Raw genomic sequence first — 26,543 nt, 5'->3', positions numbered from 1 at the left:
TGCGAGCGTGTTAGTTGCGGGTGATGCTGTCACCCGGCTCAAAGCGAATAGCCTGAATCGGGCTGTGGGCGGCAATAAACGTTTGCAGCACATCGGCATCCACAAAGCCGGTATCTACAAACGAAGGGTGATCGCTGAGGCGGGGGTAACCATCGCCTCCCGCTGCCACAAAATTGTTGATGGCCATGCGGTAGGTTTTGATCGGATCGATAGCCGCGTCGCGGATGCTGGCCTGCTGGATAGCGCCCCCCACGATGGCCAGACGGATGCCGGCGAATTGCGGGAACGCTCCGGACCCCGGACTCATCTTTGCTGCCGTCCCCAGGTAGGCCAGCACTTCTGCGCCCGTGAGGTCGACGGTGGCAATCGTGTTGCCGAAGGGGTGGACGGTCAGTACATCCTTGTAAGTGATGCTGCCTGCGGGCAAGGAGTCGCGCACGCCACCGGCATTCATCAGCGCAAAGTCGGCACGTGTTTTTTCCATCATGGCCTGGGCAATCATCACCCCCAGGTTGGTGGGCTGTTTGCGCACCAGCGTGCGGTCGCCTTCCAGTCGGGCGTCGCTGCGGCCCAATTCCACCATCAATTTTTGCTGGCCAAACGCCTGGTAGGGCTGCAGCAGTGCCAGCATGTCTTTGTTCTCGGCAATTTCAGGGGTGTAAGTGACCATGCTGGTTTTGCCATCGGCTGCCTTGACGGGCTTTTTCAGATTGACAGGCACCAGCGTGTACTTCAGCAGTTTGAACGCACCGTTGCGGTACTCAAAATCTGCGCGGCCCACGTATTTGCCCCACTCATGGGCCTGCACAATCCAGGTGCCGTTCTGGCGATCCGGCTGGCATTCGGTGCCTGGCACATAGGCTTTGTCCACCACGTTTTCTGCGCGCATACAGGCCGGGTTCTGGGTGTGGCCACCGACAATCAGGTCCAAACCTTTGACCGCGCGGGCCATCTCCACATCGCCCGCAGCCTGGGTGCCGTGGTTCCCGTTCTCATAGTGCCCCATGTGGGTGGCGGCGATGACGACATCTGCCTTGCCGCGCAACGCGGGGACAAGCTGCGCTGCCTCCGGGATGGGACTGCGGAATTCGATGCCCTTGATGTTGTCCGGGTTGACGAGCCTGGCGGTGTCTTCGGTGGTTAAACCCATGACCGCTATCTTGACGCCCCCCAGGTTGAAGATGCGATAGGGCTCGAACATACGCGCGCCCTGGCGGTAGATGTTGGCCGACAACATGGGGAACCGGGCCAGATCCCGCTGCATCTGCAGTGCGCTCAGCGGTTTGTCGAACTCGTGGTTGCCGACCGCCATGGCGTCGTAGCCCAGCAGGTTCATGCCTTTGAAGTCGGGTACCGCGTTTTGCAGATCCGATTCGGGTACGCCGGTGTTCACATCACCACCATCCAGCAACAGGCTGTAGCCGCCGGCCTGGGCGACTTCGCTGCGGATGGCATCGATCACGGTTTTGCGCGCCGCCATGCCGTATTCCCCGTCCCGGTTTTTCCAGAAGCGGCCATGGTGGTCATTGGTGTGCAGGATGGTGATGGCGTAACTGCGGTCCTTCACCACTTCTGTGGGCACCATGCTGCCGCACGCCCCCAGGCTCAAAAGTACCAGGGCACTCAGCGCGGAAATATGAAGCTGCATGGGGCGGAACTCAGGGGGCAGGGCGCGTGCGGAGTTTGTTTATATCAAACTCACTGACGGGGCCCGCACCGTTGCCCCAGGCACTGCGCACATAGGACAGCAGCGCCGCAAGCTCCTGGTCATTGAACTGCAGCAAAAAGGGCGGCATGCCATAGGGGCGCGGGTTGGCCGTGGTGGCTGGCGCAAAACCACCCTGCCAGACGATACGCACCAAATTGTTCAGATCTGCTGCATTCACTGTGGGATTTTGGGCCAGCGCAGGGTAGACGCCGGCGCGACCTTCGCCCTGTGCGCCGTGGCACTCTGCACAGTGTTTGTCATAGAGTCGTGCGCCCATTCCCAGCGTGTCGGGCGCGGAGCGTTTTTGCTCCGCGGGTGCTGCAGCGGAGACGGCGGGCAATGACTTCAGGTAGGTGCCCATGGCTTGCGCATCTGCATCGGTCAGGTACTGCGTGCTGTGCAGCACCACTTCGGCCATGGGGCCCATGGCGTTGCCGCGTGCAGAGGTGCCCGTTTGCAGCAACGCGCGGAGTTCCGCTTCGCTCCAGCTGTGCAGTGATGTCTCTTTGGCATTTCGCAATGACGGGGCATACCAGTCTTGCGACGGCAACATGCCACCGGACAAGGTGTTGCCGGAGTCAATGGCCCCCAGAACGTTGCGTTCGGTGTGGCATGCGCTGCAATGGCCCAGTCCTTCCACCAGATACGCCCCGCGCTGCAACGGGGTCGCGGGTGATGGTGTACTGGCGACACGCTGTTCCTTGCCCGGTGTGAAAAACAGGGTGCGCCATACGCCCAGCGCGAATTGGGTGTTGTAGGGCCAGCGCAGTGTGTGGGCAGTGTTGGGGTTGAGTGAGGAAGGGATGGACCTCAAGTAGGCGTAGAGGTCATCGGAGTCGCTGCGCGTGATGTGCGTGAAGTTGGTATACGGAAATGCCGGTGTGAGCCAGCGCCCCTCTCTGGATTCCCCCAAGTGCAGTGCGCGCCAGAAATCCTCTGCGGTCCAACTGCCTATGCCGTGTGCCCGGTCGGGCGTGATGTTGCTGCTGAAGATGGTCCCAAACGGGGTATCGAAGTTACGGCCACCGGCATAACTCTCTCCTCCACGGGCCGTATGGCACAGCGCGCAATTGCCCATGCGGGCGAGGTAGGCGCCGCGCGCAATGCGCGAGTTGTCAGCGGGTATTTCTGCTGTGCGTGTGTCTGGTTGCAGGGCGGGTGCAGGTGTGTGTCCTGGCAACAGGATCCATGCGGCCAGCGCCAGCAAGGCTGCGAACAGGACCACGCGCCAGAATAAGTGTTTGCGCTTGTTCATATCAGGGTGTACTACCGCAGTCCATGCGCGGCGTATGGGCGGGCCAAGCGGGGCTTTGTGTCACGGCTTTGGCCGGACTGGGTACGGTTTGCAGTGACAGCCACAAGGACACGGCATTCACCTCGGTGGCATCCAGCTTGCGGGCCACCTGGGCCATGCAATCGGGTCCGGCGGCGCGGCGCTGGCCGGTTTGCCAGCCGCCCAACTGGGCATTCAGGTAATCACGCGGCAGGCCCAGCAGGCCTGGCACATTGGGGGCTACACCGGTCAGCGCTGCGCCATGGCACTGGGTGCACGATGGCAGTCCACGCGCCAGGTTTCCCTGCTGTGCCAATGTTTTTCCGCGCACCAGAGTGGCTTCTGTAGCGGGGTTTTTTGTGGGTAACGGATAGGGGATGTCGAGCGCGGAAAAATATTCGGCGATTTCCCGCAGATAGGCATCGCTCAAGAGATTGACCAGGTCTTCCATCAACGTGTAATGGCGCCTTCCCTCACGGAAATTCACCAACTGGTTGTAGAGATAGCCTGCGGGTTTTCCGGCGAGTCGTGGGTAGTAGCCGTCTGGACCAGCCTTGCCCTGAGCGCCGTGGCAAGCGGTGCACGCGAGGGTGCGCTGCGCCATGCTGTCCTTAAAATCTGCTGCTCCGGCGCTGACTTGCCACAGCAGCGTAAATCCTGTGATGAACCGAAGTAAATGAAGGCGCAGCAGATGCATGGCCCGAGCTTACCGCACGGGCCTTCTCCCCTGTGTGTTACGGGCTTAGTTCGCGGCCCACACTACCGAGGAGCCTTGGGCAAACCAGTCGTCAAAGCGGGCCGCGTAGGTCTCTTCGATGCGCGCACGTTTGACTTTGAGCGTGGGTGTGACAAATCCGTTTTCGGGTGTCCATGCGGTAGTGATCACGACCAGACAGCCCAGTTTTTCGTGGGGTTCGAGTTTGGCGTTGACCGTCTGCAGGTGGGCGTGCAGGGAGTTGTTCAACTCCTGGCGGTTTTGCGGAGACTGGCAGCGGTTCACGGCATCTTGTGACAGCATGACCAGGGCCAACGGTTGTGGGCAGTTGGCGCCCGTCACGGCACAGGCTTCGATATCGGAGTGCAGCACCAGAAGGTCCTCAATCGGCGCGGGCGCCACATATTTGCCTTTGGTGGTTTTGAAAATGTCCTTGACCCGTCCGGTGATGCTGAGGAAACCGGCGTTGTCTATCCGGCCCTTGTCACCGGTGCGCAGCCAGCCGTCGGCGGTCATCGCTGCCGCCGTTTGTTCGGGTTCGCGGTAGTAGCCTTGCATAAGTGCCTGGCAACGCATCTGTACCTCACCGGTTTCCGGGTCCACCCGGCTTTCGACTTCGTTGTAGGGCAGACCGACAGACCCGGTCTGGCGTGAGCCGGGCAGGGTGGAGTGCGAGACACCGCAGTTCTCCGTCATGCCATAGACCTCGACCAGATTCAGTCCCAGATTGCGGTACCACTGCAACACGTCGGCGGGCATGGGAGCGGCACCACCGGCGGCCAGTCGGCACTGGTCCAGACCGAGGCCCTTGAGGATCTTGCGGCGCACCACATGGCCCAGCAGTGGAATGGCCAACAGGCGCTTGAGTTTGGCGGCCGGCATCTTGGAGTGCACGCCTTGCTGGAACTTGACCCAGAGGCGCGGCACCGAGAAAAAGATCGTGGGCCGGGCACGTTGCAGGTCCTGCAAGAAGGTGTCCAGCGATTCGGCAAAGAAGATGCGACCACCGTAACGCAAAGAGGCCTGTTCCACCAGCATGCGCTCTGCCACGTGGGCCAGCGGCAGGTAGGAGATATAGCGGTCGCTGGGGTTCATGGTGACCCGCTGTGTGGCACTGGTGAGGCCCCAGGCCATGGCATGGAAGGTGTGCACCACACCCTTGGGCTTTCCGGTCGTTCCGGAGGTGTAGATGATGGTGCAGATCGATTGGGGATCGGTCACCGGTGTGCCTTGCAACGGCGCGGTCTTGGCAATCAGGTCGTCCCACTGCAGAATGGGCATGCGGGGGGCCAGGGGCAAGGCGATCAGGGGGATACCTTCTGGTATGCCGTTTTGCACATTTGCGATGTCGTCCATCTTGCCGACAAAACAGGCGCGTGCCTCGCTGTGCTCCAGAATGTAAGACAGGGCCTCCGCGTTGAACGTGGGGTAAATCGGTACCGAAACATGCCCGGCCATCAGGATGGCTAGGTCCGCCAGGATCCAGTGCGCACTGTTCTTGCCAACGATCGCCACCCGGCTGCCGGCGGGCCAGTTCTGGGCCTGTAGCCAGGCCGCCATACGACGCACCTGGCTGGCCGCATCGCCCCACGTGATGTCGCGCACCACACCATTGCCGGTGGGCTGGGTGAGGTAAACCTGTTGGCTGCGTTCTTTTTCCCAGCGGAAGAGAGACTGCAATGGCAGATCACCCTGGGACACGGAGATGGGAGCGGTCATGGAGCTTTCCTGTCTGAAGAGGCGACCATTCTTTCTGCACAACCCGGGTGTAACAATGGTGTTGACCCTAGGTGACGTAGAGTTTGAACTCCCGGTTCACCAGGGCAACATGACCTCCAGATCCGATGTGGCACAGGCTACGCAGGGCAAAAAATAGCCCTCCGCCTTTTCTTCCGCGCTCAGGCCCGGCCATTCAATCTGGTACTGGACCTGGCCTTGCAGGATGTGCCCCATGCAGGTGCGGCATGTGCCATTGCGACAGGAGCTGGGCCAGTCTATTCCGGCGGCCAGGGCGGCCTGCAGCACAGTCACCGACGCGGGTGCTGCAAACGACGATGCATCGGGCTGCAGTGTGACGCGCCAATCGGGCGGTGCATTGGGAGGAGGGGCTTCAGACATGCCGTGAGAGGGGTTTACAGGTCAAAAAAAGAGGCATTTCGCGTTTGCGGCGACAATCGCACTCTTTTTCATTTTGCTTCAGGTTACCGTTTAGACATGTCCAGTACGACTACTTTCAAGGTGCGCCCCGCGACCTTGCGCGATGCCAAGACCATTGCCGAACTCCACAACATGACCGTACGTGAGGCCTACAAGGCCTTGTTGGGCGACACCCCCATTCCCACCATGCCGCTGGACAAGCGCCAAGCCTACTGGCGCGAAGCCATCGAATACAGCGAGCCTCAGGTACAGGTAGCGCTGGACGACGACAAGATTGTGGGCTTTGTGGGCTTTGACCGCTCACGTGACAAGGGCACTCCCCCCACCATGGGCGAAATTTGGGCCATTTACGTGACGCCCGATTACTGGGCCAAGGGCGTGGGCCTGGCCTTGTGGGATGCCGCACGTGAAGGTCTGCAGGACGAAGGCTGCACTCACGTGAGTGTGTGGGTACCGATTGCCAATGAACGCGCCATGCGTTTCCACGAACTGGCAGGTTTCAAGCGTGAAATGTCCACCGCCAAGACCGTGCCGATTGGTGCCGCAAAGATCGAGGAAATTCGCCTCAAACGCGCGCTGAACTAATCCAGTTTGCAGCGGTACAGGGCCTGGCACAACGCCAGGGCCCGCGGCGAACGCACCCGCCAGTCCATGTGGTTCATGGTGTAGGCCCAGCTCAGTTGGGCCTCTGGGTCGCACCAGCCCAAAGCCCCGCCCATGCCCGGATGTCCAAAGGACGCGCGGCTGGGCGAAAACACCCCATCATCTTCCTTGAGAAACCCCTGGGCCCAGCCCATGGGTTTGCCCAGTACCTGGTCCTGTTCGCTCCAGCCTTGCCGTTGCAGGATGGGGGCAATCGTTTCCGGCTGCACATACTGGCGGCCCTGCCATGTGCCTTGCATGGACCAGGGCGCATAGGCGCGTGCCAGTCCGCGTGCGCTGGCTGTGGCTGACGCCCAGGCCAGGCAGTGGCGCCGCACGGGGGGCAGGTTGTAGGCGCCCAGGCCACCGGGTGTGGGTGGATTCATGAGCGAGGATTTGGCCAGTCCGCCCGAGAGCACTGCACGGGCTACGTTGGACTCAGTGCTGCCACCGCGTGCTGCGGCCCACAGCATGTGGACCAGACGCGTGGGCGTGGACACCGGGTACAGCGTGGCAACGCGTTCGTCTTGGGATGCGGGTGTGCCCATGAATACATCCGCACCCAGCGGGTCCAGCAGTTCCCGGTGCAGGAAGGTGGCCAGCGGTTCACCGCAGACCTTTTGGAAAAACGCTTCGGCATACATGCCAAAACTCATGGTGTGGTAGCCCTGATCGGCATCCGCCGTCCATGCAGGCGCCTGCGCCGCCAGGATGGCGTTCAGGCGTTCGGTTTGGCTCGGGTCGTAGAAGTCGGCCAGCACCAGTGACACATCGATGGCGGCCAGCCCGGCACGGTGGTTGAAGAGCTGGCGCACTGTGATGTCTGCCTTGCCGTTCTGTGCGAACGCGGGCCAGTACTGCGCTACCGGCGCATCCCATTCGAACTTGCCACGTTCTGCGGCCATGTTCAGTGCCATGGCCGCCAGGCCTTTGGTAGCGGAGAACACTACGACCAGCGAGTCGGCTGTCCACGGCGCTTGCGTCTCGCGGTCGGCCAGGCCGCCCCACAGGTCCACCACCATTTCACCGCGGTGGTAGACGCACAGGCTGGCGCCAATTTCCTGCTTTGCCCTGAAGTGCGCCGCAAATTGAGCGGCCAGGGGCGCAAAGCCTTCGGCGTACTGTCCGGCTATGGGGCCTGTGGCAACGGGCATGGGTGAGGTCCTTATTCGCGTACGGTGGCCATGATGGCGGCGAAGCCGACGAACACGCCGCCGGTCAGGCGGTTGAAAACACGCATCACGCTGGCGCGGCGCAGGTAGGTGGACAACTGCTTGCCACTGATGGCATAGACAAAGTACCAGCTGATCTCAATCACCGCAAACGTGGCCAGCAGAATGCCGAACTGCGGCAATTGGGCCTGCTGCGGGTTGATGAACTGCGGAAAGAAAGCCGCTGCAAACAGGATGGCTTTGGGGTTGCTCGCAGCCACCAGAAAGCCCTGGCGGAACAGCACCGCCGGTTGCGCCTCGGCTGCGGCCAGCACGGCGGACTCTTCGGTCATGTCCTGCACCGGCGCACGCCAGCTTTTGACGCCCAGGTAGGCCAGGTAGGCGGCACCGGCCAGACGCAATGCATCAAACACCATGGGGAAGGTGTGCAGCAGTGCGCCCAGGCCAGCAGCCGAAATACCCATCATGGCCATCAGTGCGGTCATGCAGCCACCCATGGTGATCACCGCAGGGCGCAGTCCGAAACGGGCGCTGCTGCTCATCACCAGCAGCATGTTGGGTCCAGGGGTTGCCGAGACCACAAAGGTCATCAGCACAAACAGCCACCAGGTACTCAGGGTCATATCAAAGCTTCCTCACAATTACGCTGCCGATGGAATAACCGGCACCAAAAGAACAGATCACACCCACTTCGCCGGTCTGGATATCGGCGTTATGGCGGTGGAACGCAATGATGGAGCCGGCCGATGCGGTGTTGGCAAACTCGTCCAGGATCACCGGCGCATCGTCGGTTGTGGCTTCGCGTCCCAATAGCTTGCGCGTGATGAACTGGTTCATGGCCAGGTTCGCCTGGTGCAGCCAGAAACGGCGCACGTCTTTGGGTGCCAGGTCCAGCGATGCCAGGTGGGTTTCCATGTGTTCGGCGGCCATGGGGCAGACTTCCTTGAACACCTTGCGGCCTTCCTGGCGGAAGAGCTGGTCACGGTCGTCTGGGTCCCGGTCTTCGGCGCGTGACATGAAGCCGTTGTTGTTGCGGATGTTGTTGGAAAAGCTGCTCAAGAGCTTGGTGCCCAGCACCTCGAATGCGCCTGCAGGCGCCAGGTCCAGCCGTTCCACCAGGATGGCGGTGCACACATCGCCAAAGATGAAATGGCAGTCGCGGTCTTTCCAGGCCAGGTGGGCAGACGTGATTTCGGGATTCACCACCAGCACGGCGCGCGCTGTGCCTGTGCGCACCGCGTTGACGGCCAGCTCCAGCGCAAAGGTGGCAGAGGAACAGGCCACGTTCATGTCAAAGCCATAGCCCTGCACGCCCAACGCGGTCTGGATTTCCACGCCCATGGCGGGGTAGGGGCGCTGCATGTTGGCGGCGGCGCAGATCACACCATCCACATCGGCGGCGGTCTTGCCCGCTGCGTCGAGCGCGGCCTGGGCCGCCTTGACGCCGATCTCAGCCATCATGGAAATCTCGGTGTCGGGGCGGGGCGTGAACAGGGGGCGCATGCGGCGCGGGTCCAGCACGCCCTTTTTCTCCATCACATAACGGCGCTGGATGCCGGAGGCTTTTTCGATGAACTCCACGTTGGAGTCGGTCAGCGCCACGCGTGTACCGGCTGCAATCTCGGCCGCGTATTTGGCGTTTTCCAGCGCGGCGTACTGGTTGAAGGCTTCCACCAACTCCTGGTTGGTAATGACCTCGGGTGGTGTGAACAGGCCGGTACTGCTGATGGCGACACGATGCATGGTGGAATTCTGGTACGGGGAAGAACGCAGGGGCGGGCTGCCCATGCCTGCGCAGATTATCCGTCGACTCTTCCAGGTCGCCAGCTTGACACCCGGGCTGCTGTGAAAGGCCCAAACGCGGTAATCTGCGCTTTCGGCAAAATATTTCTAAAGGAGACTTCCATGACCCCATTTCGCGCCTGGGCGGCCCACCAAAGCGGCGGACCCCTGCAACGCCTGGACTTTGATCCCGGTGCCATGGACGCAGAAGACGTGGAGATCGTGGTCGAGCATTGCGGCGTGTGCCACTCCGACCTGGCCATGGTCGACAGCGAGTGGTTTCCTGCCACCTACCCGCTGGTGCCGGGCCATGAAGTGGTGGGCACCATCGTGGCCGTAGGGCCGCAGGCCAAGGGACGTACCGTGGGCCAGCGCGTGGGACTGGGCTGGCACAGCAAGAGCTGTCTGCATTGCCACCACTGCATGGGCGGTGAACACAATCTGTGCGGCACACGCCAGCCCACCATCATCGGGCGCCACGGCGGTTTCGCCGACCGGGTGCGTGCCCACTGGAGTTGGGCTTTGCCCCTGCCGGCGACGCTGGACCCGGCGGCGGCCGGACCGCTGATGTGCGGTGGCGGCACGGCTTACCTGCCGTTTGTGATCCACAACATCAAACCGACCGACCGCGTGGGCGTAGTGGGCATCGGCGGGCTCGGCCATCTGGCCGTCAAATTTGCCAAGGCCTGGGGGTGTGACGTGACAGCATTCACCTCCAGCCCATCCAAACGCGAAGAGGCTTTGCTGCTCGGCGCACACCGCACGGTGTCCAGCGTGGACGTGAAAGAACTCAAGGCCTTTGCCGGCAAGTTGGACTTTTTGCTGGTCACCGTGGGCGCGAGTCTGGAGTGGGATGCGCTGCTGAACACGCTGGCACCCAAGGGCCGTTTGCACATGGTGGGTGTGGTGACCGAGGCCATGAAGGTGCGTACCAGTGGGCTGCTTTCATGGCAGCGCAGCATCTCGGCGTCTCCCACGCCTTCACCGGCCATCCTGGCGCAGATGCTGGAGTTCTCCGCCCGCCACGGCATTGCGCCGCAGGTGGAGAACTTTCCCATGTCCCGGGTCAACGAAGCGCTGGACCACCTGCGCAGCGGCAAGGCGCGTTACCGCGTGGTGCTGGACGCGGACTTTGCTTGAAATTTAAATAAAATGGTCTTCTAGACCTTATGGATATTGCGCAAGCAGCTATTGATTTAGTAGCAATTCCCCTGAACTGGGTGACCAGTTCGGGGGGCTGAAGAACCGAGTTCTTTGCAAATCTCTATTCCGGCTTAAGTCCCGAAGCCTTCACGAGTTCGGCATGCAGCGTAATCTCTTGTGCAATGACTTGTTGAAATTGTTCGGGGGTGGTAGGGGCCGCTTCCATACCGATCTCGTACAGATGTTTGCTCACTTCTTCGCTTTGCAGGATCGCACGCACCTGGCGATTGAGCTGGTCCACGAGGGGGCGTGGCGTGCCCGCTGGCGCTAACAGGCCGATCCAGGTTTGCATGACCATGTTCGGGATGCCTGCTTCGCGCATGGTGGGGACGTCGGCGATCAGTGCCGAGCGCTTGTCGCTCATCAGTGCCAGTGCGGTCAGTTTGCCGGACTTCAGGTAGGGCAGGGCTTCAGGCAAGGGCGCGAACAGCAGGTCCACGCTGCCAGCCATCAGGTCGGTGATGGCCAGTGCACCGCCCTTGTAGGGCACATGGGTCATCTTCACTTGCGCCCGTGTCTCGAAAACCAGCGCAGCCAGATGCTGCGGGCTTCCATCGCCCGAGCTGGCGTAGTTCAGGGCACTTGGGTTGGCCTTTGCTGCGGCGAGCAAGGCGGCAGCGCTGGCGAACTTTTGTTTGTCCTTGACGACCAGCACCATGGACTGGTTGGCCAGTTTGGTGATGGGTGCAAAGTCGGCTTGCGGGTCGTAGGGCAGCTCTTTGAAGATGCTCTTGTTGGTGGTCAGGAAAGAAGCGGGTGACGCCATGAGTGTGTAGCCATCGGGTGCGGCTTTGGCGACCACAGGCAGGCCGATGCGGCCCGAAGCGCCGGCGCGGTTGTCCACCACAAAAGGCTGACCGGTTGCGGCCGCCAGCTTCTGGCCGACCAGGCGCGCGATGATGTCCACCCCACCGCCCGCAGGCAAGGCCACCAGCAGTTTCACCGGATGGTCGGGATAGGTGCCCTGGGCGCTGGCGGGCAATGCTGCGGCCAGCAGGCCCAGCGTGCACGCCAGGAGGGAAAGTTTGCGTCGAGTGTTCATAGGTAACTCCGGTAGTAAGTCAGGAAGAGGATCAGGAAGGAATGGATTCGCCGTGGCTGGCCGTGGAAGAAGCATCGGACACCAGACGGTCCAGGCGCAGGCGGGTGATGGCGGAAATTTCGGCCAGCGTGATCGCCAGCTCGGTGGCGCGGTCATGCGCCAGGCGCTGCTCGAATGCGTGCAAGGCCGACTCCCGCGTATGGCGGCGGATGCAGAGGATGAACGGGAAGCCGAAGCGCGTACGGTAGGCCCGGTTGAGCGCACTCCAGTGTTCTGCCTCGTTGGCATCCAGCCGCGCTAGCGAAAGCGTGCCCTGCTCTGCAACAGACGCATCGGTCATCGTGCCCCGGCGGGCATCTTCACCGGCCAGCTCCGGGTGTCCGGCATAGAAGGCGACGCGTGCGGGTTCGTCCAGTCCGGCCACCACCCCCACCATTGCCGTGTGCAAGGCTTCGACGGTCGCGAAAGGGCGCTGGCCGACGACGCCGTGTGCGACCCAGGGCGCATGTTCCCAGATGTCGGCCAGGGTGGCGCAAAAGACCGCGGGTGTGCAGGTGTTGAGGTTTTCCAGGCTGGATCGTGTTGTCATGGAACGGATCGTAGGGATGTAAATCATTGCCGTCCATCACCATTTATGCAGGGATGCATACGCAAAATCAGTACACTCCGTCTGTACCTCTACCCGCCCCTCCATGCGCCATTCGCTTGTTCCCGCTGCACTGCGTTACGCCGATCAGGTTGCGCGTTCGGGCTCCATCCAGAAGGCTGCGCGCGAGCTGCACGTCGCCGCTTCCGCCATCAACCGGCAGATCTTGCAGTTGGAGGAAGAACTCGGTGTGCCCCTGTTTGAGCGGTTACCGCGCGGCATGCGGCTGACGCCTTCGGGTGATGCACTCATCACACTGGCGCGCCACTGGCTGCAGGATGAACGCGGGGTGGTCGCCGAGATCCGGCGCCTGCAGGGCGTCCACCAAGGGCATGTGTCGCTGGTGGCTATGGATAGCCATGCCACCAGCGTCATGCCCGCCCTGGTGCGGGATCTGGGTGCGCAGCATCCGCTGGTCAGCCTGTCTATCGCGCTGGCCACCCCGGACGATGCCGAGGCGGCACTGATGACCGGCCAGGCCGACCTGGCTGCCATCTTCAATCTGAAACCACGTCGGGAACTGCTGGTACTCTGGAAAAGCGCGCTGCCGCTGGGTTGTGTGGTGGCGCCCGCGCACCCGCTGGCGCAGCGCGAGACAGTGAGTTTCCAGGAGGCCATGGCCTACCCACTCGCGCTGCAGAGCAAGGCGCTGACGATCCGGCGCTATCTCGAGGCGCAATACAGCTGGCTATTCAAGGAACCGCGTCGTTATACCGAGACCAACTCACTGCAATTGGCCAAGCAGCTTGCGTTGGGCGGCACCCATGTGGTGTTCACGTCTGAGCTGGACGTGGCAGCGGAGCTGACCACCGGACAGCTGGTCTTCATCCCCATCCGGGATCGGGGCGCCGAACCCCAGGAGATCAGCGTGGCCGTGGATGCCACCAAGCCGCCCGGACCGATCGTAAAGCTGGTGTCCGAGCGGCTCATCGCCGCGCTGCAGGACTGCCTTGCTGCGGCACGTGGACAAGGTGTACGTACGGTCTGATAACAATGCTGTGCGGGGTATGGAATCAAACAAAGATTCGGTGTAACTTGGGCTGCGCTATCTAGACCAGCTCTGAATGTCCGCTTTCCGACTTTGAGACTGGTTCTATCGAATTTCGCTTTTGGTCGACGGCGGCTAAGGGCCGAGGCTGTGTGGAAACTCCTTGAATCCTGCCGCATATTTGCTATGACTTATCGAACTGCGTGGAAGGTTGGATATGTCCAGATTCATAGAGGGTCAAGACAGAAGCCAGGTCACTTTGCTGCCGGAATGCCTGGAGGACTTCATAGCCGATGACAACCCAGTCCGGGTAGTGGACGCCTTCATAGGCGAACTGGACATGGTGGCACTAGGGTTCGAGGGAGCTACTCCAGCGACAACAGGCCGCCCGGCGTATCACCCCGCTGTCATGTTGAAGGTATACCTCTATGGGTACCTCAATCGCATTCAGTCCAGCCGCCGTCTGGAGCGTGAATGCCAGCGTAATGTTGAACTCATGTGGCTGACGGGCAGGCTGTCTCCAGACTTCAAAACCATTGCAGACTTCCGCCGTGACAACAGTGCGGGCATTCGCAACGTATGCCGCCGCTTCGTCATGCTGTGCCGCGATCTCAAACTCTTTAGCCAGGCAGTGGTGGCAATCGACGGCAGCAAATTCAAGGCGGTTAACTCGCGTGATTGCAACTTCACGAATGGAAAGATCGACAAACGTCAGGAGCAGATTGAAGAGAGCATCCAACGCTATCTGAGTGCACTGGAGACCGCGGATCGCACGCAGCCTGTTGAGCTTGAGGCCAAGACAGCGCGTCTGACAGACAAGATTGCACGGTTGCGCCAACAAATGCGTGAGCTCGACGCAATCAAAGAACAGCTCAAGACACAGCCAGACGGTCAAATATCCAGGACCGATCCCGATGCACGGTCCATGGCAACCAGCGCCAGAGGTTCAGGCATGGTGGCTTACAACGTGCAGGTGGCCGTGGATGCCAAACACCACTTGATCGTTGCGCATGAGGTAACCAATGCCGGTAGCGACCGAACGCAACTCAGCCCCATGGCACAAGCCGCGCGTGAAGCCATGGGCAAGAAGAGACTACGCGCCCTCGCAGACCGGGGGTACTTTAGTGGAAATCAAATCAAAGCATGTGCGGATGTCGGCATTGCGGTTGTGCTGCCCAAGCCAACGACATCCAATGCAAAGGCAGACGGACGGTTCGATAAAGCTGACTTCACATACATCAAGAAGGACGACGAATACGAATGCCCAGCCGGACAGAGGGCGACCTTCCGTATGGTCACAGAAGAGAGAGGGATGATGCTGCGCCGCTACTGGAGCAGCGCCTGTCCTAAGTGCCCGTTGAAAGCGCAGTGCACGCCAAGCGGATACAGACGTATAACGCGTTGGGAACACGAAGAGGTACTAGAGGCTGTACAACGCCGCCTCGATCAATCACCCGAATCCATGATGATCAGGAGACGAACTGTTGAGCACGTATTCGGAACGCTCAAGAGCTGGATGGGTTACACGCACTTCCTGACGCGTCAGTTGCGGCACGTAGGTGCTGAGATGAGCTTCAATGTGTTGGCCTACAACTTCAAGAGAGTCCTGCAGATCTTGGGGTTCGAGGGAATGATGAAGGCGATGAGACTGGCAAGGGCATGAGCCCTTTGCCTTCAATTGACGCCTTGCAAAGGGGCAATGCAACTGCATAGGACCTCTTGGACGGCATCAGCTGATGCAATCACCAGAAATTCCGCTTCCCAGTCGGTGATGCAATGTGCGGACAGTGTCACCGCGCGTTTCCACACAGCCTCGGCCAGTTGCGGGCATTAGCGTAAGTCCGCTTTCAGGCGGCACGGAATGTGTTCAGTTAGCCGGGAGTTTGCCGCTTGTGCGATGGTGGTTTGGCACTATTTTGTAGCTGGGACACTTGTGCTAATTTGATGCGCAAGTGTTCGCCTGTCAGATGACGGCTGGGGTGTTTAACGCTTGGATAAGGCATTGCGCAGCTGAGCCTGGGCAATGGACAACTGTAGTGCTTCAGCGCGTTGCACCACGGGAGCTAGTCGTCGTTGTTTCTTCTCGCCATGGTTCTTGGCAATGTCGGCCAGGCGGTGCTCCAGAAACGGGTTGAGCAGGCGGTCGCGCAGTTCGTCCAGGTAATGTCGCGCTGCGTCGCCCGTGCCCTCCGCGTCAAACACTGGCAGCACCTCGTCGGCCCACACGGCCTCCAGCGGTGTACGCAGTACCGGCGTCTGCATGGCCTGCACCACGGTCATGTCGGCCGGGCTGCCCAGGTACTGCCAGTGCTCGGCCAGCACGGTGTGGCCCAGGTTCAGCAGCCAGAGTTTGCGCTGCTCATAGTCGGCCAGCTGGTCGGTGACCACGATGGCCGGATGTGTGCAGGGCAGCACCATGCGGGGCTGGCGTTCCAGCGCCCACAGCGCGTAGGGCTCGGCCACAGCGCCGGCCGGTTCCAGTGGCGATGACACGATGCGGTCCACCAGCGAATTGACCCAGACGCAGTGCGACTGCAGGTAGTGGAGGAAGGCTGGCGCCGCGTCCCACTCCAGCGCCAGCGTGCTCACGATGGCGCGAAGGGTGTCGCCGTTGCGGCTAACTAGTTCGCAGGGGTAGAGCGTGAGAGGCGCCTGGGGCCGCTGTTGCCAGCGCTGGTGCAACAGCACCAGCAGCTTGGCGGGGTAGCTGCGTGGCGTCTGTGCGGGCTGGCGCAGCAGGGTGGCCTGGTCACTGGCGTCCAGCACATAGCCAGCGTCGGCCGTGTTGGAGACGATGACCTGCACGCTGTGTGCCACGGCCTCGCGCAGCAGTGCCCAGTCGCGGTCGGCATGCCAGACCGCCTGGATGGAATCGACCGACACCGAGGCCTCCAGCGGCTGACCTTGCTGCATGCCGCGCACCTCTACCCGGTAGCCCTGGGCCAGCACTGCGGCACGCGCGCTGCTCTGCGCGCTGCCGGTGCTCTGCACCACGGTAATGCGGCCCAGCGCCCGGCCCTGGCGCAGGGCCTCGGCCACAAACAGGTCCACATGGGCCTGCAAAAACCGGCCCGTTCCGAACTGCAGAATCGGATGGTTCACGGCGGGTCCTAGCTCAGCACTCAATGAGCGCCTTGACCACACCCTGCTTGGGGTCCAGCAGGGTTTCGAAGTCGGCAGGGACCCGTGCCAGCGGCATGCGGTGGGTGTTGAGCTCGTCGGTGGGAATCTGGCCCGCGCGCATGGCGCTCAGCACGGTCTCAAAGTCTTCCACCGTGGCATTGCGGCTGCCCAGCAGCGTGGCCTCGCGTTTGTGGAACTCGGGGTCCGAGAAGGTGATGTTGTCCCGCACCACCGACACCATGACGTAGCGGCCACCGTGTGCAATGAACTGGAAGCCGCGCTCCATGGCGCGTGCGTTGCCGGTGGCGTCAAACACCACGTCATAGAACTCGCCCTGTGTCAGCGCGCTCAGCGCTTGCAGGTCGTCGGGGCCAATCAGTACGCCCGCATGCGCACCCAGGTGCTGCTTGCAAAAGTCCACGCGTTCGGCCCGTGTGTCCAGCGCCGTGACCTGTGCGCCGCGCAGGCCGGCAAACAGCAGGGCCGCCATGCCGATGGGCCCGGTGCCCACCACCAGCACGCGCTGGCCAGGTTTGACTTCGGCGCGGCGCACCGCGTGCGCACCGATGGAGAGAAATTCGACCATGGCGGCCTGGTCCAGGCTCACGCCCTCGGCCTTGTGCACAAAGGCGGCGGGCACACACAGGTACTCGGTGAAGGCCCCGTCGCGGTGCACCCCCAGCACCTGGATGTTGACGCAGCAATTGGTCTTGCCCTGGCGGCAGGCAATGCATTCGCCGCAGGACAGATAGGGCATCACAAACACCGGGTCGCCCGTGGCCAGTCCGCTGCCCTCGGGGGCCTCTTCCACGGTGCCCGAGATCTCATGGCCCATGACGCGCGGATAGACCAGGTAGGGCTGGTTGCCGGTGAAGATGTGCAGGTCCGTGCCGCACACGCCCACGCGCCGCACGCGTAGCAGCACCTCGCTGGGCTGGCGTGTAGGGCGTGGGTTCTCCTGGGCCTTGAGCACGCCGGGGGTTTCGCAAATCACTGTCAACATACACGTCCTTTGGGTTCAATCAGTCAATGTGGGGTGTCATCCAGGCGGTAAAAGCGCCTGGCGTTGCCACCAAAAATGGAAGCCATGTGGGTCTCGTCCATGCCGGGCTGCGCCTGGCACAGCGTCTGCGCCATGGCCAGCCAGTCGGGGTATTGCGTGGCCAGGTTCAGCACGGGCCAGTCGCTGCCCCAGATCAGGCGCTCGGGGCCGAAGGTGGCAAACAGGTGGTCGACATAGGGTTTGAGTGCCGGGGGGTGGGTGTGCACACCCGCCTCGGTCAGCAGGCCCGAGAGCTTGCAGTGCACGTGTGGCAGCGCGGCCAGTGCCGCCATGTCCTGGCGCCAGGGGTCCAGCAGACCCCGTGCAATCTCGGGCTTGGCCGCATGGTCGATGACAATGGGTAGGTCCGCAAAGCGCTGTGCAAACTCCAGCAGCGCGCCCAGGTGTTGGGGCAACACGAGTGCGTCCAACACCAGCCCGTGGGCCTGCATGGCATGGATGGCGGGCGCTAGCGCAGCTTGGGCGATCCAGCGCGTGTCCGGCAGATCCTGCAACATCGGGCGCAGCCCCTTGAGTTGGCGGTGCCGGGCCAGTTCGGTGATCTGGGAAGGCGCATCAGGCGCCAGCAGGTCCACCCAACCCACAACACCCTTCACCACGGAGTGTTGTGCGGCCAGCTGCAGCAGTTGCCGCGTGTCCGCCATGGTCGGCAGGGACTGCACCAGCACCGTGCCGGCGACGCCGGTCTGCGCCAACAGCGGTGCCAGGTCGACCGGTAGAAAGTCGCGGTGGATGGGCGCCAGCGCGGGCGGCGGCCAGTGGCCCGCGCGGTCCGCCAGGCGCCAGAAATGTTGGTGGGCGTCGATCAGCATGGGGACTCAGGCCGGGACGGGGGCTTCTGGGTGCAGCAGGCCGCGTGCGCGCAGCGTCTGCCACAGCGCGGCGGGCAAGGATTGTTCCAGCCAGGCCACGTTTTGCTGCAGCTGCGCTGCCGTATGCACACCGGTGAGGCAGGACACCACGGCCGGATGCGCCAGCGGAAACTGCAGCGCCGCAGCCTGCAGGGGCACCTTGAATTCGGCACACACGGCGCTCAGCGCCTGCACGCGGGTCAGCACTTCGGCGGACGCTTGGGCATAGTTGAATTTGGTGTTGCCGGCCAGGACGCCGGAGTTGAAGACGCCCGCGGCCACGATGGCATTGCCGCGGCGCAGGCATTCGTCCAGAAACGGGGTCAGGCTGTCCTGCTCCAGCAGCGTGTAGCGCCCGGCCAGCAGGGTGCAGTCCAGGTCGAACTCGCGCATGCTGTCCTGCACCACCTCCCACTCGTTCACGCCCAGGCCTATGGCGCGGGTGGCGCCGCTGCGGCGCAGTTCGTCCAGCGCGCGAAAGCCGCCCCCTGTGGTCAGTTGCTGCCAGTAGTGCGCATGCTGTTCGCCATGCGTGTCGCGGCCAATGTCGTGCACATAGAGGATGTCGATGTGTGCGAGCCCCAGGCGCTGCTGGCTGTCTTCAAACGAACGCATGACGCCGCTGTAGCTGTAGTCGTACACCGGGCGAAACGGGTAGGGATTGACCCAGCCGCCGTCCCCCGGTGCCACGCTGGCATCGGGGCGCAGCAGCCGGCCCACCTTGGTGCTCACCACGTACTCATGGCGCGCGCACTCGGCCATCTGGGTGCCCAGGCGGTGCTCCGAGCGCGTGTAGCCGTAGTAGGGCGCGGTGTCGAAGTAGCGCACGCCAGCGGCCCAGGCGCTGGCGAATACATCTTCCACGTCGCGCGCGCTGGCGGCGTGGTACAGGCCCCCCATTTGCGAGCAGCCCAGGCCCAGCGCCGTGAGTTGCAGGTCAACGCGCGGGAGTTTTTTGAGATCCGTGGTGTGCATAAGTCCGTGCCCCCGGCGTGCGGCGCCGGAGGTTTGCTTCAGGAGACAGGGGGTCAGTACAGGACGTTTTTGGCGGCGGGGGTGTCGATGTTTTTCTTGTTCACCATCAACACGCCGGTGTCGCGGAAGGCCGGGACCTTCTTGCCCTGCACCAGTTCCACCACGGTCTTCACGCCCAGGTTGCCCATCTCGTAGGCGCTTTGCACGGCAATCGCCTCGATCGTGCCGTCCTTCACAAAGCCTTGCAGGTCGGAGTTGCCGTCAAAACCGATGGCCACCACCTTGCCGGCTTTGCCCGCCTGTGCCAGCGCGCGGCCCATGCCGATGGCGGTGGGCTCATTGGCGCCGAAGATGCCTTTGAGGTCGGGGTTGGCGGCCAGCACGTCGGTGGTCTGGTTCAGGGCCGTACCCATTTGCGAGTTGGAATAGAAGGGGCCGACGATCTGCAGCTTGGAGTGCTTCTTGATGTAGTCGGTGAAGCCACCCACGCGCCCGATCTCGGAGCCCGAGCCGGCGGTGTAGGACATGATGGCAATCTTGCCGGTGGTGCCAATCTTGTCGATCAGTGTCTTGGCCGACATCTCGCCCGCGACCTTGTTGTCGGTGGCCAGGAAGGACTGGTAGTAGGCCTTGCCGGCATCGGAGGCGGCCGAGTCGATCAGCACCACGGGAATCTTGGCTTCCCAGGCTTTCTTCATGGCGGGGATCAGCGCGTCGGGGTCAGACGGGGCCAGCACAATGCCGGCCACCTTGCGATTCACGGCGTTTTCCACCAGGGCCACCTGGCCGGCCAGGTCGGTGTCGGAGGCGGCACCCTGGAAGGTGGCGGTAAAGCCTTTGGATTTGCCCGCGGCGTCGTTGGAGCCCTTCTTCACGTTTTGCCAGAAGTCGGAGTTGGTCGTTTTCACGATCACGGCGATCTCTTTATCGGCCGCCATGGCCAGGGACGATGCGGCCAGCAGCGTGGACGCGATCAGGGTGCTCAGCAAGGTGCGTTTGTTCATGTCATTCCTCTTTATCAATGGGTTGTTGTCGATGTCCCGGTAAGCCCTGCCGGTAGGGATCATTTGCGGTGGCGCATCTGGTCTATCCACACGGCGAGCAGGATGACTAGGCCAATCAGAATCTGTTGGGTGAAGGCAGAGACGCCGGCCATGTTCAAGCCGTTGCGCAGGATGCCGATCACGAAGGCGCCGATCACAGTGCCCGAGATCGTGCCCACACCTCCAGTGAGCGAGGTGCCGCCAATCACCGAGGCGGCAATCGCGTCCAGTTCGTACATCAGCCCTTCGCTGGGCTGGGCGGTGACTAGGCGCGACATGAGCACGCAGCCCGTCAGGCCGGCCAGCAGTCCCGAGAACACGTACGCAAACAGTGTCACGCGCTGCACGTTCACACCTGAGAGGCGTGCCGCCTCCAGGTTGGAGCCCACGGCATACAGGTGGCGACCCAGCGTGGCGCGGTTGAGCAGGATGGACACCGCCACCGCCAGCACCACCATCAGCAGCACCGGGTAGGGAATGCCGACGAACACCACGTCCGGGAAACCGTCCTCGCCCATGTTCACCACGCGCCACAGCGAGCCGTTGCCCAGTTCGGCAAAGCTGTCACCCAGGCCGCCAATGGCCTTGGCATCGGTGATCTGCAGCGCCACGCCGCGCGCAACCAGCATCATCCCCAGTGTCGCGATGAAGGGCGGCAGCTTGAGCACCGTCACGCACAGGCCGTTGATCAGGCCGCAAAAAGCGCCCACCAGCAGGCCGGCCAGCATGGCCAGCGGCACCGGTGCGCCGGCCTTGGTAGCCATGGCTGCCACCACCCCTGCCAGCGCCAGGATGGCTCCCACCGAAAGGTCGATGCCGCCGGTGATGATCACGCAGGTGGCGGCAATGCCCAGGTAGGCGATGGAGGTGACCTGCAGGGCTACGGTCATGCCATTGCCCACCGAGAAGAAAGCATTGCTGGTGACCGAGAAGATGGCAATGAGGCCCAGCAGGCTGGCCAGTGCGGCAAATTTCTGGAGCAGGTCTTTTTGTTGTTCAGTCATAGGTCGGTCCGGGGAAAACTTCAGGTGGGCGAGGGGATGCTGCGGCCCGAGGCGTAGTGCATGACTTCCTCCTGGCTGGTCTGGCGCGTGTTCAGCACAGTGACTAGGCGCCCTTCATGGAACACCGCCACGCGGTCGGTCATGCCCATGATTTCTGGGAGTTCGGAGCTGATCATCACGACGCCAATGCCCTGGCCGGCCAGTTGGTCCAGCAACTGGTAGATGGCGTACTTGGCGCCCACGTCAATGCCGCGCGTGGGTTCGTCAAAGAACAGAATGCGCGATTCGCGAAACAGCCATTTGCTGATGACCAACTTCTGCTGGTTGCCGCCTGAAAGCAGGCGCACGGTCTGGCGGCTGCTGGGGGTGCGTATGCCCAGGGCCTCGATGTAGCGGGTGGCGGCGGCCTGCTCCTCGTCAAAGCGGATCAGGCCGGCGCGGTTGGAGACGGCCTCCATATTGGCCAGCGTGATGTTTTGCGCCACATTCATCTTCAGCGCCAGGCCGTCGTGCTTGCGGTCTTCCGACAGGTAGGCCAGGCCGTGGCGCACTGCATCGCGCGGGGAGCGGATACGCAGCTGCTGGTCGCCCAGCAGTACCTCGCCCGCATCCAGCGGGTCGGCCCCGAAGATGGCGCGCGCCACCTCGGTGCGGCCCGCTCCCATGAGGCCGGCAAAACCCAAAATCTCGCCACGCCGCAGTTCAAAGCTCACGTCGTGGAACACGCCCTGCCGTGTCAGCCCCTGCACGCGCAGCAGCACGTCCGTGGTTGGCACCGAGGTGCGCTTGGGAAACACGTCGTCCAGCGAGCGGCCCACCATCTTGGCCACGATTTGCTCCACGCTGGTGTCGGCAAAGTGGTCGGTGCTCACATAGCGGCCGTCGCGCAGCACTGTCACGCGGTCCACAATCTGTGCTAGCTCGTCCAGCCGGTGCGAGATGTAGACAATGCCAACGCCCGCGCGCTTGAGCTCGTGGATGATGGCAAACAGCTTCCCGGTTTCCGACTCGGTCAGCGACGAGGTGGGCTCGTCCATGATCAGCACCTGCGCATTGAGCGACAGCGCCTTGGCAATCTCCACCATCTGCTGCTGCGCGACCGAGAGCGTCTTGACCAGCACATCGGGCGCAATGTCCAGGCCCAGCCGGTCCAGGCACTGCTGGGCGTTGCGGCGCAGCGCGGCGCGGTCGATGAGCCAGCCTTTTCGCGGCTCGCGAGCCAGGAAGATGTTTTCGGCCACCGTCAGGTGCGGCACCAGGTTCAGCTCCTGGTGGATGATGGCAATGCCCACGGCCTCGGACTCGGCTGTAGAGCGGAACTGGCAGACCGCGCCCTGGTAATGCAGGGCGCCCGCGTCGGGCTGGTACTGCCCGCTGATGACTTTCATCAGCGTCGACTTGCCGGCGCCGTTTTCACCGCAGACCGCATGCACTTCGCCGCGCCGCACCTCCAGGCGCACGCCGTCCAATGCCAGCACCCCGGGAAAGCGTTTGGTAATGCCTTCCAGCCGCAGCAGCACGGCGGTATCTGCCGCAGGGCGGGGCGCCTCGGAATGGACGAAATCGGACACGGATGGCAGCAATGCAAACTCCTGGGTGCGGTCTGTAACAGCGAGTCAGGCGGCTTTTGCGTAACCGCAACTTGGTAAGGCCACCTGACGCTATGGAGCGTATTTGGCCTTACCGAAATGCGCGTGCGTACTGGTATTTACCCGTGGTTTTGGGCGAAACAGGGGGTAAATGGGCGTAAAAAAGGCCTGTGCAAGGACACGGGCCTGACCACTTCGCCGGGGCGCGTGGGGTGCGGCTCAGCTCAGGACCATTCGCGCCGGTTGTTTTCCACCCAGCGCTGCTCCGAGGCCTGCAAATGCATGCGCAGCGCGGTCTGCGCGGCCAGCACATCGCGGTTTTCCAGCGCACGCAGGATGGCTTCGTGCTCCTGCAGCGCGGTTGCCCAGGTCTGGCTGGATTCGGAATGGGCGCTGAGCCGCGTGGCGATGGGGCTGTGGCGTTCGTCGAACAGCTCGCCCACCAGGCGTTCGAGCACTGAGTTGCCAGTCATGGCGGCCATGGCCTGGTGGAACTGGCGGTCAAACACCAGGGGCGAGCGGTTTTGTGCCATGGCGGCCAGCATGTTATCCAGGATCTGGCGCAGTCCCTGCAGCGCCTTGGGCGTGGCCTTGGCGCAGGCCAGCATGACCACGGTGCCTTCGATGGCAGCGCGCGCCTGCATGAGTTCGATGGGGCTTTCGCCCATGGTGGCCAAGGCCTGGGGCTTGCGTTGGGCCGCGTTGCAGACGTAGACGCCCGCGCCCATGCGCACTTCCACGCTGCCCTCAATCTCCAGCGCAATCAGCGCTTCGCGCACCGAGGGACGCGACACGCCCAACTGCTGGGCTAGGTCCCGTTCGGGTGGCAGGCGCGCGCCGGCGGTGTAGTTGCCCTTGTCAATGAAGGTGCGTATCTGGTCGGCAATTTGTTGGTACAGCCGACGGTTGTCGACCTGTTTGAGTTGGTCTAGCATGAGTCCTCCGCGTGCTGCAGTTTACGCGACAGGGCGGCAAAACATGGGGCAAGCGGCCCAGAAGGTCAGGCCAATTTGGCTTTTGCTACACTGGCCTTACCAATTTTGTCCTCTGAGGCTTCCTATGCCCCCTTCAATTCCATTGCTGATCCAGCTTAGCGACCTCGACAACGTGGGCGTGGCCCGCAGCCCGCTGGCGGCCGGCCAGCGCGTGGAGACAGGGGGTGGCGTGGTCGTGGCGGCTGATGCCATTGCCGCCGGGCACAAGCTGGCGCTGCAACCCATTGCCAAGGGCGCCCGGGTTCTGAAGTATGGCCAGACCATTGGCCTGGCCACGCGCGACATCGCGGTGGGCGAGCATGTGCATGTGCACAACGTGGCCATGGTGGCTTCGCAGGCCGAACATGGCGCGGGCGGCGCCTATGTGCCGCTGGTGCCCGGCAGTGAGCCGATCACCTTTCAGGGCATTGTTCGTGCCGATGGGCGCGTGGCCACACGCAACTACCTGGGCGTAGTTTCCAGCGTGAACTGCTCGGCCACCGTGTGCCAGCGCATCGCCCAGCATTTCACGCCCGAGGCGTTGCGCGTATTTCCGAATGTGGACGGAGTGGTCGCCATCACCCACGGCCAGGGCTGCGGCATGGCCGGCACTGGTGAGAGCATGGACGTGCTGCGCCGCACGCTGCGCGGCTATGCAGACCAGCCCAACTTTGCCGGCGTGCTGGTCATGGGTCTGGGCTGCGAGGTGAACCAGGTGGCTGGCTTGGTGCAGGGCCTGCCCGAGCGCGCGCCAGGCCTGTTTGCTACGCTGAAGATTCAGGAAGCCGGTGGCACGCGCGAGGCCATCGCGGCCGGCATTGCTGCACTGGAGCAGATGCTGCCGATCGCCAACCGTGCCACGCGCGAGCCGGTCAGCGCCCGGCACCTCACCGTGGGTCTGCAGTGCGGTGGCTCGGATGGCTACTCTGGCATCAGCGCCAACCCCGTGCTGGGCGCGGCCGTGGATTTGCTGGTGCGCGCGGGCGGCACGGCCATCTTGTCTGAAACGCCGGAGATCTATGGCGCTGAGCACCTGCTGACGGCGCGTGCTGCATCACAGGCCGTGGCCGACCAGCTCATGGCGCGGCTGCAATGGTGGGAGCACTACACCCAAACCCATGGTGCGGACATGAACAACAACCCCTCGCCTGGCAACAAGGCTGGCGGCATCACGACCATCCTGGAAAAGTCCCTAGGCGCCGTGGCCAAGGCTGGCAGCACCGGGCTCATGGCCGTCTACGAATACGCGCAGCCCGTGCGCGCCCAGGGCCTGGTGTTCATGGACACGCCGGGTTACGACCCGGTCTCAGCCACCGGCCAGGTGGCTGGCGGTGCCACCCTGATCTGCTTCACCACCGGGCGCGGCTCCACCTACGGTTGCAAGCCCACGCCCTCGCTCAAGCTGGCCACGCACACCGCGCTGTTCGAACGCATGCGGCTGGACATGGACTTTGACGCCGGCACCGTAGTCGAAGGCACGCAGACCATTGCGCAGGCTGGACAACAGCTGTTTGAACTCATGCTGGCCACGGCGTCTGGCCAGCCCACCTGCAGCGAAAACAATGGCCTGGGCGACAACGAGTTTGTGCCTTGGCAGCTTGGGGCCGTGATGTGAACGCGCCGCATGTTGTGACAGTGGGCGAGGCCATGGCCTTACTGGTGGCGCAAACGCCGGGGCCGCTAGCGGCGGTGGAACATTTCAGCCGCAGCAGCGCCGGGGCCGAGCTCAATGTGGCCACCGGCCTGGCGCGCCTGGGCTGGCGCGTGGGCTACATCAGCCGCGTGGGGCAAGACCCGTTTGGCGACTACCTTCTGGCCACGCTGGACCGTGAAGGTATAGATCGCAGCCATGTGCAGGTGGACACGCAGCACCCCACGGGTTTCATGCTCAAGTCGCGCGAGCCCGAGGGGCAGGACCCGCAGATTGCCTACTTCCGCAAGGGCTCGGCCGCCAGCCACCTGGGGCCGGACGACGTACCCGTCCAAGGGCTGCAGGGCGTGCGCTGGCTGCACCTCACGGGCATCAGCGTGGCGCTGTCCGACAGTGCGCGTGCGCTGGCGCAGACCCTGGTACAGCAGGCGCGGGCCGCGGGTGCGGCGGTGTCCTTTGACCCCAATCTGCGGGCCCGCCTGTGGCCCTCACAAACCGCCATGGTGTCCGGGCTCAATGCCTGGGCGGCACAAGCCGACCTAGTCATGCCCGGCCTGTCCGAAGGCCAGCTGCTGACCGGGCAGACCACGCCGCAGGACATTGCCAGCTGGTACCTGGACCGGGGCGTCCCGCAGGTGGTCATCAAGTTGGGGCCGCAGGGCGCCTATGTGGCTGACGCCCAGGGACGCGCCACGGTGCCGGGCTTTCAGGTGCAGCGCGTGGTGGACACAGTGGGTGCCGGAGACGGCTTTGCCGTGGGCGTGCTCAGTGCGTTGCTGGATGGCCAAAGCCTGGCGGACGCGGCACTGCGCGGCAACGCCATTGGTGCGCGCGTGGTGCAGTATGTGGGGGATAGCGAAGGGTTGCCCGATCCCGAGCAACTCGCGATGGCCTTGCAAGTTCGGAGTTGCAAGTAGCTGGGCAAACCTATAGTCAAGGAAT

General features: G+C 63.0%; 24 protein-coding genes. 6 read left to right on the top strand and 18 right to left on the bottom strand.

The features are described 5' to 3' along the window. Positions 1-10: 10 nt before the first annotated feature. The 5 genes from ushA to RS694_RS15430 form a co-directional block, all read right to left on the bottom strand. On the bottom strand, positions 11-1,648 hold the full coding sequence (ushA, locus tag RS694_RS15450; protein WP_029709194.1) for a bifunctional UDP-sugar hydrolase/5'-nucleotidase UshA: 1,638 nt from the start codon (positions 1,646-1,648) through the stop codon (positions 11-13). Positions 1,649-1,658: 10 nt separating this feature from the next. Further along, positions 1,659-2,963 carry a cytochrome c gene (locus tag RS694_RS15445; RefSeq protein WP_037248145.1) on the bottom strand — a complete coding sequence of 435 codons (1,305 nt, stop codon included), beginning with the start codon at positions 2,961-2,963 and terminating at the stop codon, positions 1,659-1,661. A 1-nt stretch (position 2,964) separates the two neighbouring features. Then, positions 2,965-3,585 carry a c-type cytochrome gene (locus RS694_RS15440; protein WP_241464166.1) on the bottom strand — a complete coding sequence of 207 codons (621 nt, stop codon included), beginning with the start codon at positions 3,583-3,585 and terminating at the stop codon, positions 2,965-2,967. A gap of 138 nt (positions 3,586-3,723) precedes the next feature. Then, a complete protein-coding gene (locus RS694_RS15435; RefSeq protein ID WP_029709198.1) occupies positions 3,724-5,415 on the bottom strand; it encodes an AMP-binding protein in 1,692 nt (563 codons plus the stop codon). Positions 5,416-5,511: 96 nt separating this feature from the next. After that, positions 5,512-5,814, bottom strand: coding sequence for a 2Fe-2S iron-sulfur cluster-binding protein (locus RS694_RS15430; RefSeq protein ID WP_051392068.1), 303 nt, complete (start codon positions 5,812-5,814; stop codon positions 5,512-5,514). A 96-nt stretch (positions 5,815-5,910) separates the two neighbouring features. Between RS694_RS15430 and RS694_RS15425 the strand changes: the two genes are divergently transcribed. Further along, positions 5,911-6,438, top strand: a complete 528-nt coding sequence (locus RS694_RS15425) for a GNAT family N-acetyltransferase (RefSeq protein ID WP_029709200.1) — start codon at positions 5,911-5,913, stop codon at positions 6,436-6,438. On the opposite strand, the gene RS694_RS15420 is transcribed toward RS694_RS15425, so the two are convergent. The 3 genes from RS694_RS15420 to RS694_RS15410 are packed head-to-tail and all read right to left on the bottom strand — an operon-like array spanning position 6,435 to position 9,410. Further along, positions 6,435-7,649, bottom strand: coding sequence for a serine hydrolase domain-containing protein (locus RS694_RS15420; RefSeq protein ID WP_029709202.1), 1,215 nt, complete (start codon positions 7,647-7,649; stop codon positions 6,435-6,437). The genes RS694_RS15425 and RS694_RS15420 overlap by 4 nt on opposite strands. A gap of 11 nt (positions 7,650-7,660) precedes the next feature. Continuing rightward, complete coding sequence (locus RS694_RS15415) at positions 7,661-8,290, bottom strand: LysE family translocator (RefSeq protein WP_029709203.1); 630 nt, start codon at positions 8,288-8,290, stop codon at positions 7,661-7,663. 1 nt (position 8,291) lies between these two features. Beyond that, positions 8,292-9,410 (bottom strand): beta-ketoacyl-ACP synthase III, encoded by a 1,119-nt coding sequence (locus tag RS694_RS15410; protein ID WP_029709204.1) that lies wholly within the window; start codon positions 9,408-9,410, stop codon positions 8,292-8,294. Between the two features lie 162 nt (positions 9,411-9,572). Here RS694_RS15410 and ahr point away from each other — a divergent pair, with 162 nt between their 5' ends. Then, on the top strand, positions 9,573-10,589 hold the full coding sequence (gene ahr / locus RS694_RS15405; protein ID WP_076069803.1) for an NADPH-dependent aldehyde reductase Ahr: 1,017 nt from the start codon (positions 9,573-9,575) through the stop codon (positions 10,587-10,589). A gap of 124 nt (positions 10,590-10,713) precedes the next feature. Here ahr and RS694_RS15400 read toward each other — a convergent pair whose 3' ends face one another. Together RS694_RS15400 and uraD are read right to left on the bottom strand one after the other, a co-directional pair. Continuing rightward, on the bottom strand, positions 10,714-11,694 hold the full coding sequence (locus RS694_RS15400; RefSeq protein WP_029709206.1) for a Bug family tripartite tricarboxylate transporter substrate binding protein: 981 nt from the start codon (positions 11,692-11,694) through the stop codon (positions 10,714-10,716). Between the two features lie 31 nt (positions 11,695-11,725). Further along, complete coding sequence (gene uraD, locus RS694_RS15395) at positions 11,726-12,283, bottom strand: 2-oxo-4-hydroxy-4-carboxy-5-ureidoimidazoline decarboxylase (protein ID WP_076069791.1); 558 nt, start codon at positions 12,281-12,283, stop codon at positions 11,726-11,728. Between the two features lie 103 nt (positions 12,284-12,386). Here uraD and RS694_RS15390 point away from each other — a divergent pair, with 103 nt between their 5' ends. After that, complete coding sequence (locus tag RS694_RS15390; RefSeq protein WP_029709208.1) at positions 12,387-13,328, top strand: LysR family transcriptional regulator; 942 nt, start codon at positions 12,387-12,389, stop codon at positions 13,326-13,328. 217 nt (positions 13,329-13,545) lie between these two features. Then, the gene (locus RS694_RS15385) at positions 13,546-14,991 is read left to right on the top strand and encodes an IS1182 family transposase (protein WP_076069337.1); all 1,446 of its coding nucleotides are present in this window, start codon (positions 13,546-13,548) and stop codon (positions 14,989-14,991) included. A gap of 320 nt (positions 14,992-15,311) precedes the next feature. On the opposite strand, the gene RS694_RS15380 is transcribed toward RS694_RS15385, so the two are convergent. From RS694_RS15380 to RS694_RS15345, 8 genes are all read right to left on the bottom strand, one after another. Next, positions 15,312-16,430 (bottom strand): mannitol dehydrogenase family protein, encoded by a 1,119-nt coding sequence (locus RS694_RS15380; RefSeq protein WP_029707098.1) that lies wholly within the window; start codon positions 16,428-16,430, stop codon positions 15,312-15,314. 13 nt (positions 16,431-16,443) lie between these two features. Continuing rightward, on the bottom strand, positions 16,444-17,454 hold the full coding sequence (locus RS694_RS15375; RefSeq protein WP_029707099.1) for a zinc-binding alcohol dehydrogenase family protein: 1,011 nt from the start codon (positions 17,452-17,454) through the stop codon (positions 16,444-16,446). Between the two features lie 23 nt (positions 17,455-17,477). Beyond that, the gene (locus RS694_RS15370) at positions 17,478-18,326 is read right to left on the bottom strand and encodes an amidohydrolase family protein (protein ID WP_029707100.1); all 849 of its coding nucleotides are present in this window, start codon (positions 18,324-18,326) and stop codon (positions 17,478-17,480) included. A gap of 6 nt (positions 18,327-18,332) precedes the next feature. Next, positions 18,333-19,340 (bottom strand): aldo/keto reductase, encoded by a 1,008-nt coding sequence (locus RS694_RS15365; RefSeq protein ID WP_029707101.1) that lies wholly within the window; start codon positions 19,338-19,340, stop codon positions 18,333-18,335. A gap of 53 nt (positions 19,341-19,393) precedes the next feature. Next, the gene (locus RS694_RS15360; RefSeq protein WP_076069787.1) at positions 19,394-20,344 is read right to left on the bottom strand and encodes an ABC transporter substrate-binding protein; all 951 of its coding nucleotides are present in this window, start codon (positions 20,342-20,344) and stop codon (positions 19,394-19,396) included. Positions 20,345-20,403: 59 nt separating this feature from the next. Beyond that, positions 20,404-21,387: an ABC transporter permease gene (locus RS694_RS15355; protein WP_029707104.1), complete on the bottom strand. Its 984-nt coding sequence runs from the start codon at positions 21,385-21,387 to the stop codon at positions 20,404-20,406. 20 nt (positions 21,388-21,407) lie between these two features. Further along, positions 21,408-22,958 carry a sugar ABC transporter ATP-binding protein gene (locus RS694_RS15350; RefSeq protein ID WP_051391825.1) on the bottom strand — a complete coding sequence of 517 codons (1,551 nt, stop codon included), beginning with the start codon at positions 22,956-22,958 and terminating at the stop codon, positions 21,408-21,410. 242 nt (positions 22,959-23,200) lie between these two features. Next, positions 23,201-23,911, bottom strand: a complete 711-nt coding sequence (locus RS694_RS15345; protein WP_029707106.1) for a FadR/GntR family transcriptional regulator — start codon at positions 23,909-23,911, stop codon at positions 23,201-23,203. Positions 23,912-24,035: 124 nt separating this feature from the next. Between RS694_RS15345 and RS694_RS15340 the strand changes: the two genes are divergently transcribed. Together RS694_RS15340 and RS694_RS15335 are read left to right on the top strand one after the other, a co-directional pair. Then, entirely contained in the window at positions 24,036-25,565 is a 1,530-nt protein-coding gene (locus RS694_RS15340; protein WP_029707107.1) for a UxaA family hydrolase, read from the top strand. Continuing rightward, on the top strand, positions 25,541-26,518 hold the full coding sequence (locus RS694_RS15335) for a sugar kinase (RefSeq protein ID WP_276324428.1): 978 nt from the start codon (positions 25,541-25,543) through the stop codon (positions 26,516-26,518). Before RS694_RS15340 ends, RS694_RS15335 begins: the two co-directional genes overlap by 25 nt. Positions 26,519-26,543 lie beyond the last annotated feature (25 nt).

The organism is Rhodoferax saidenbachensis (assembly GCF_001955715.1).
Classification (GTDB): Bacteria; Pseudomonadota; Gammaproteobacteria; order Burkholderiales; family Burkholderiaceae_C; genus Allorhodoferax; species Allorhodoferax saidenbachensis.
Note: the sequence above shows the minus strand (reverse complement) of the source record. Positions and strands in the feature narration are given on the sequence as shown.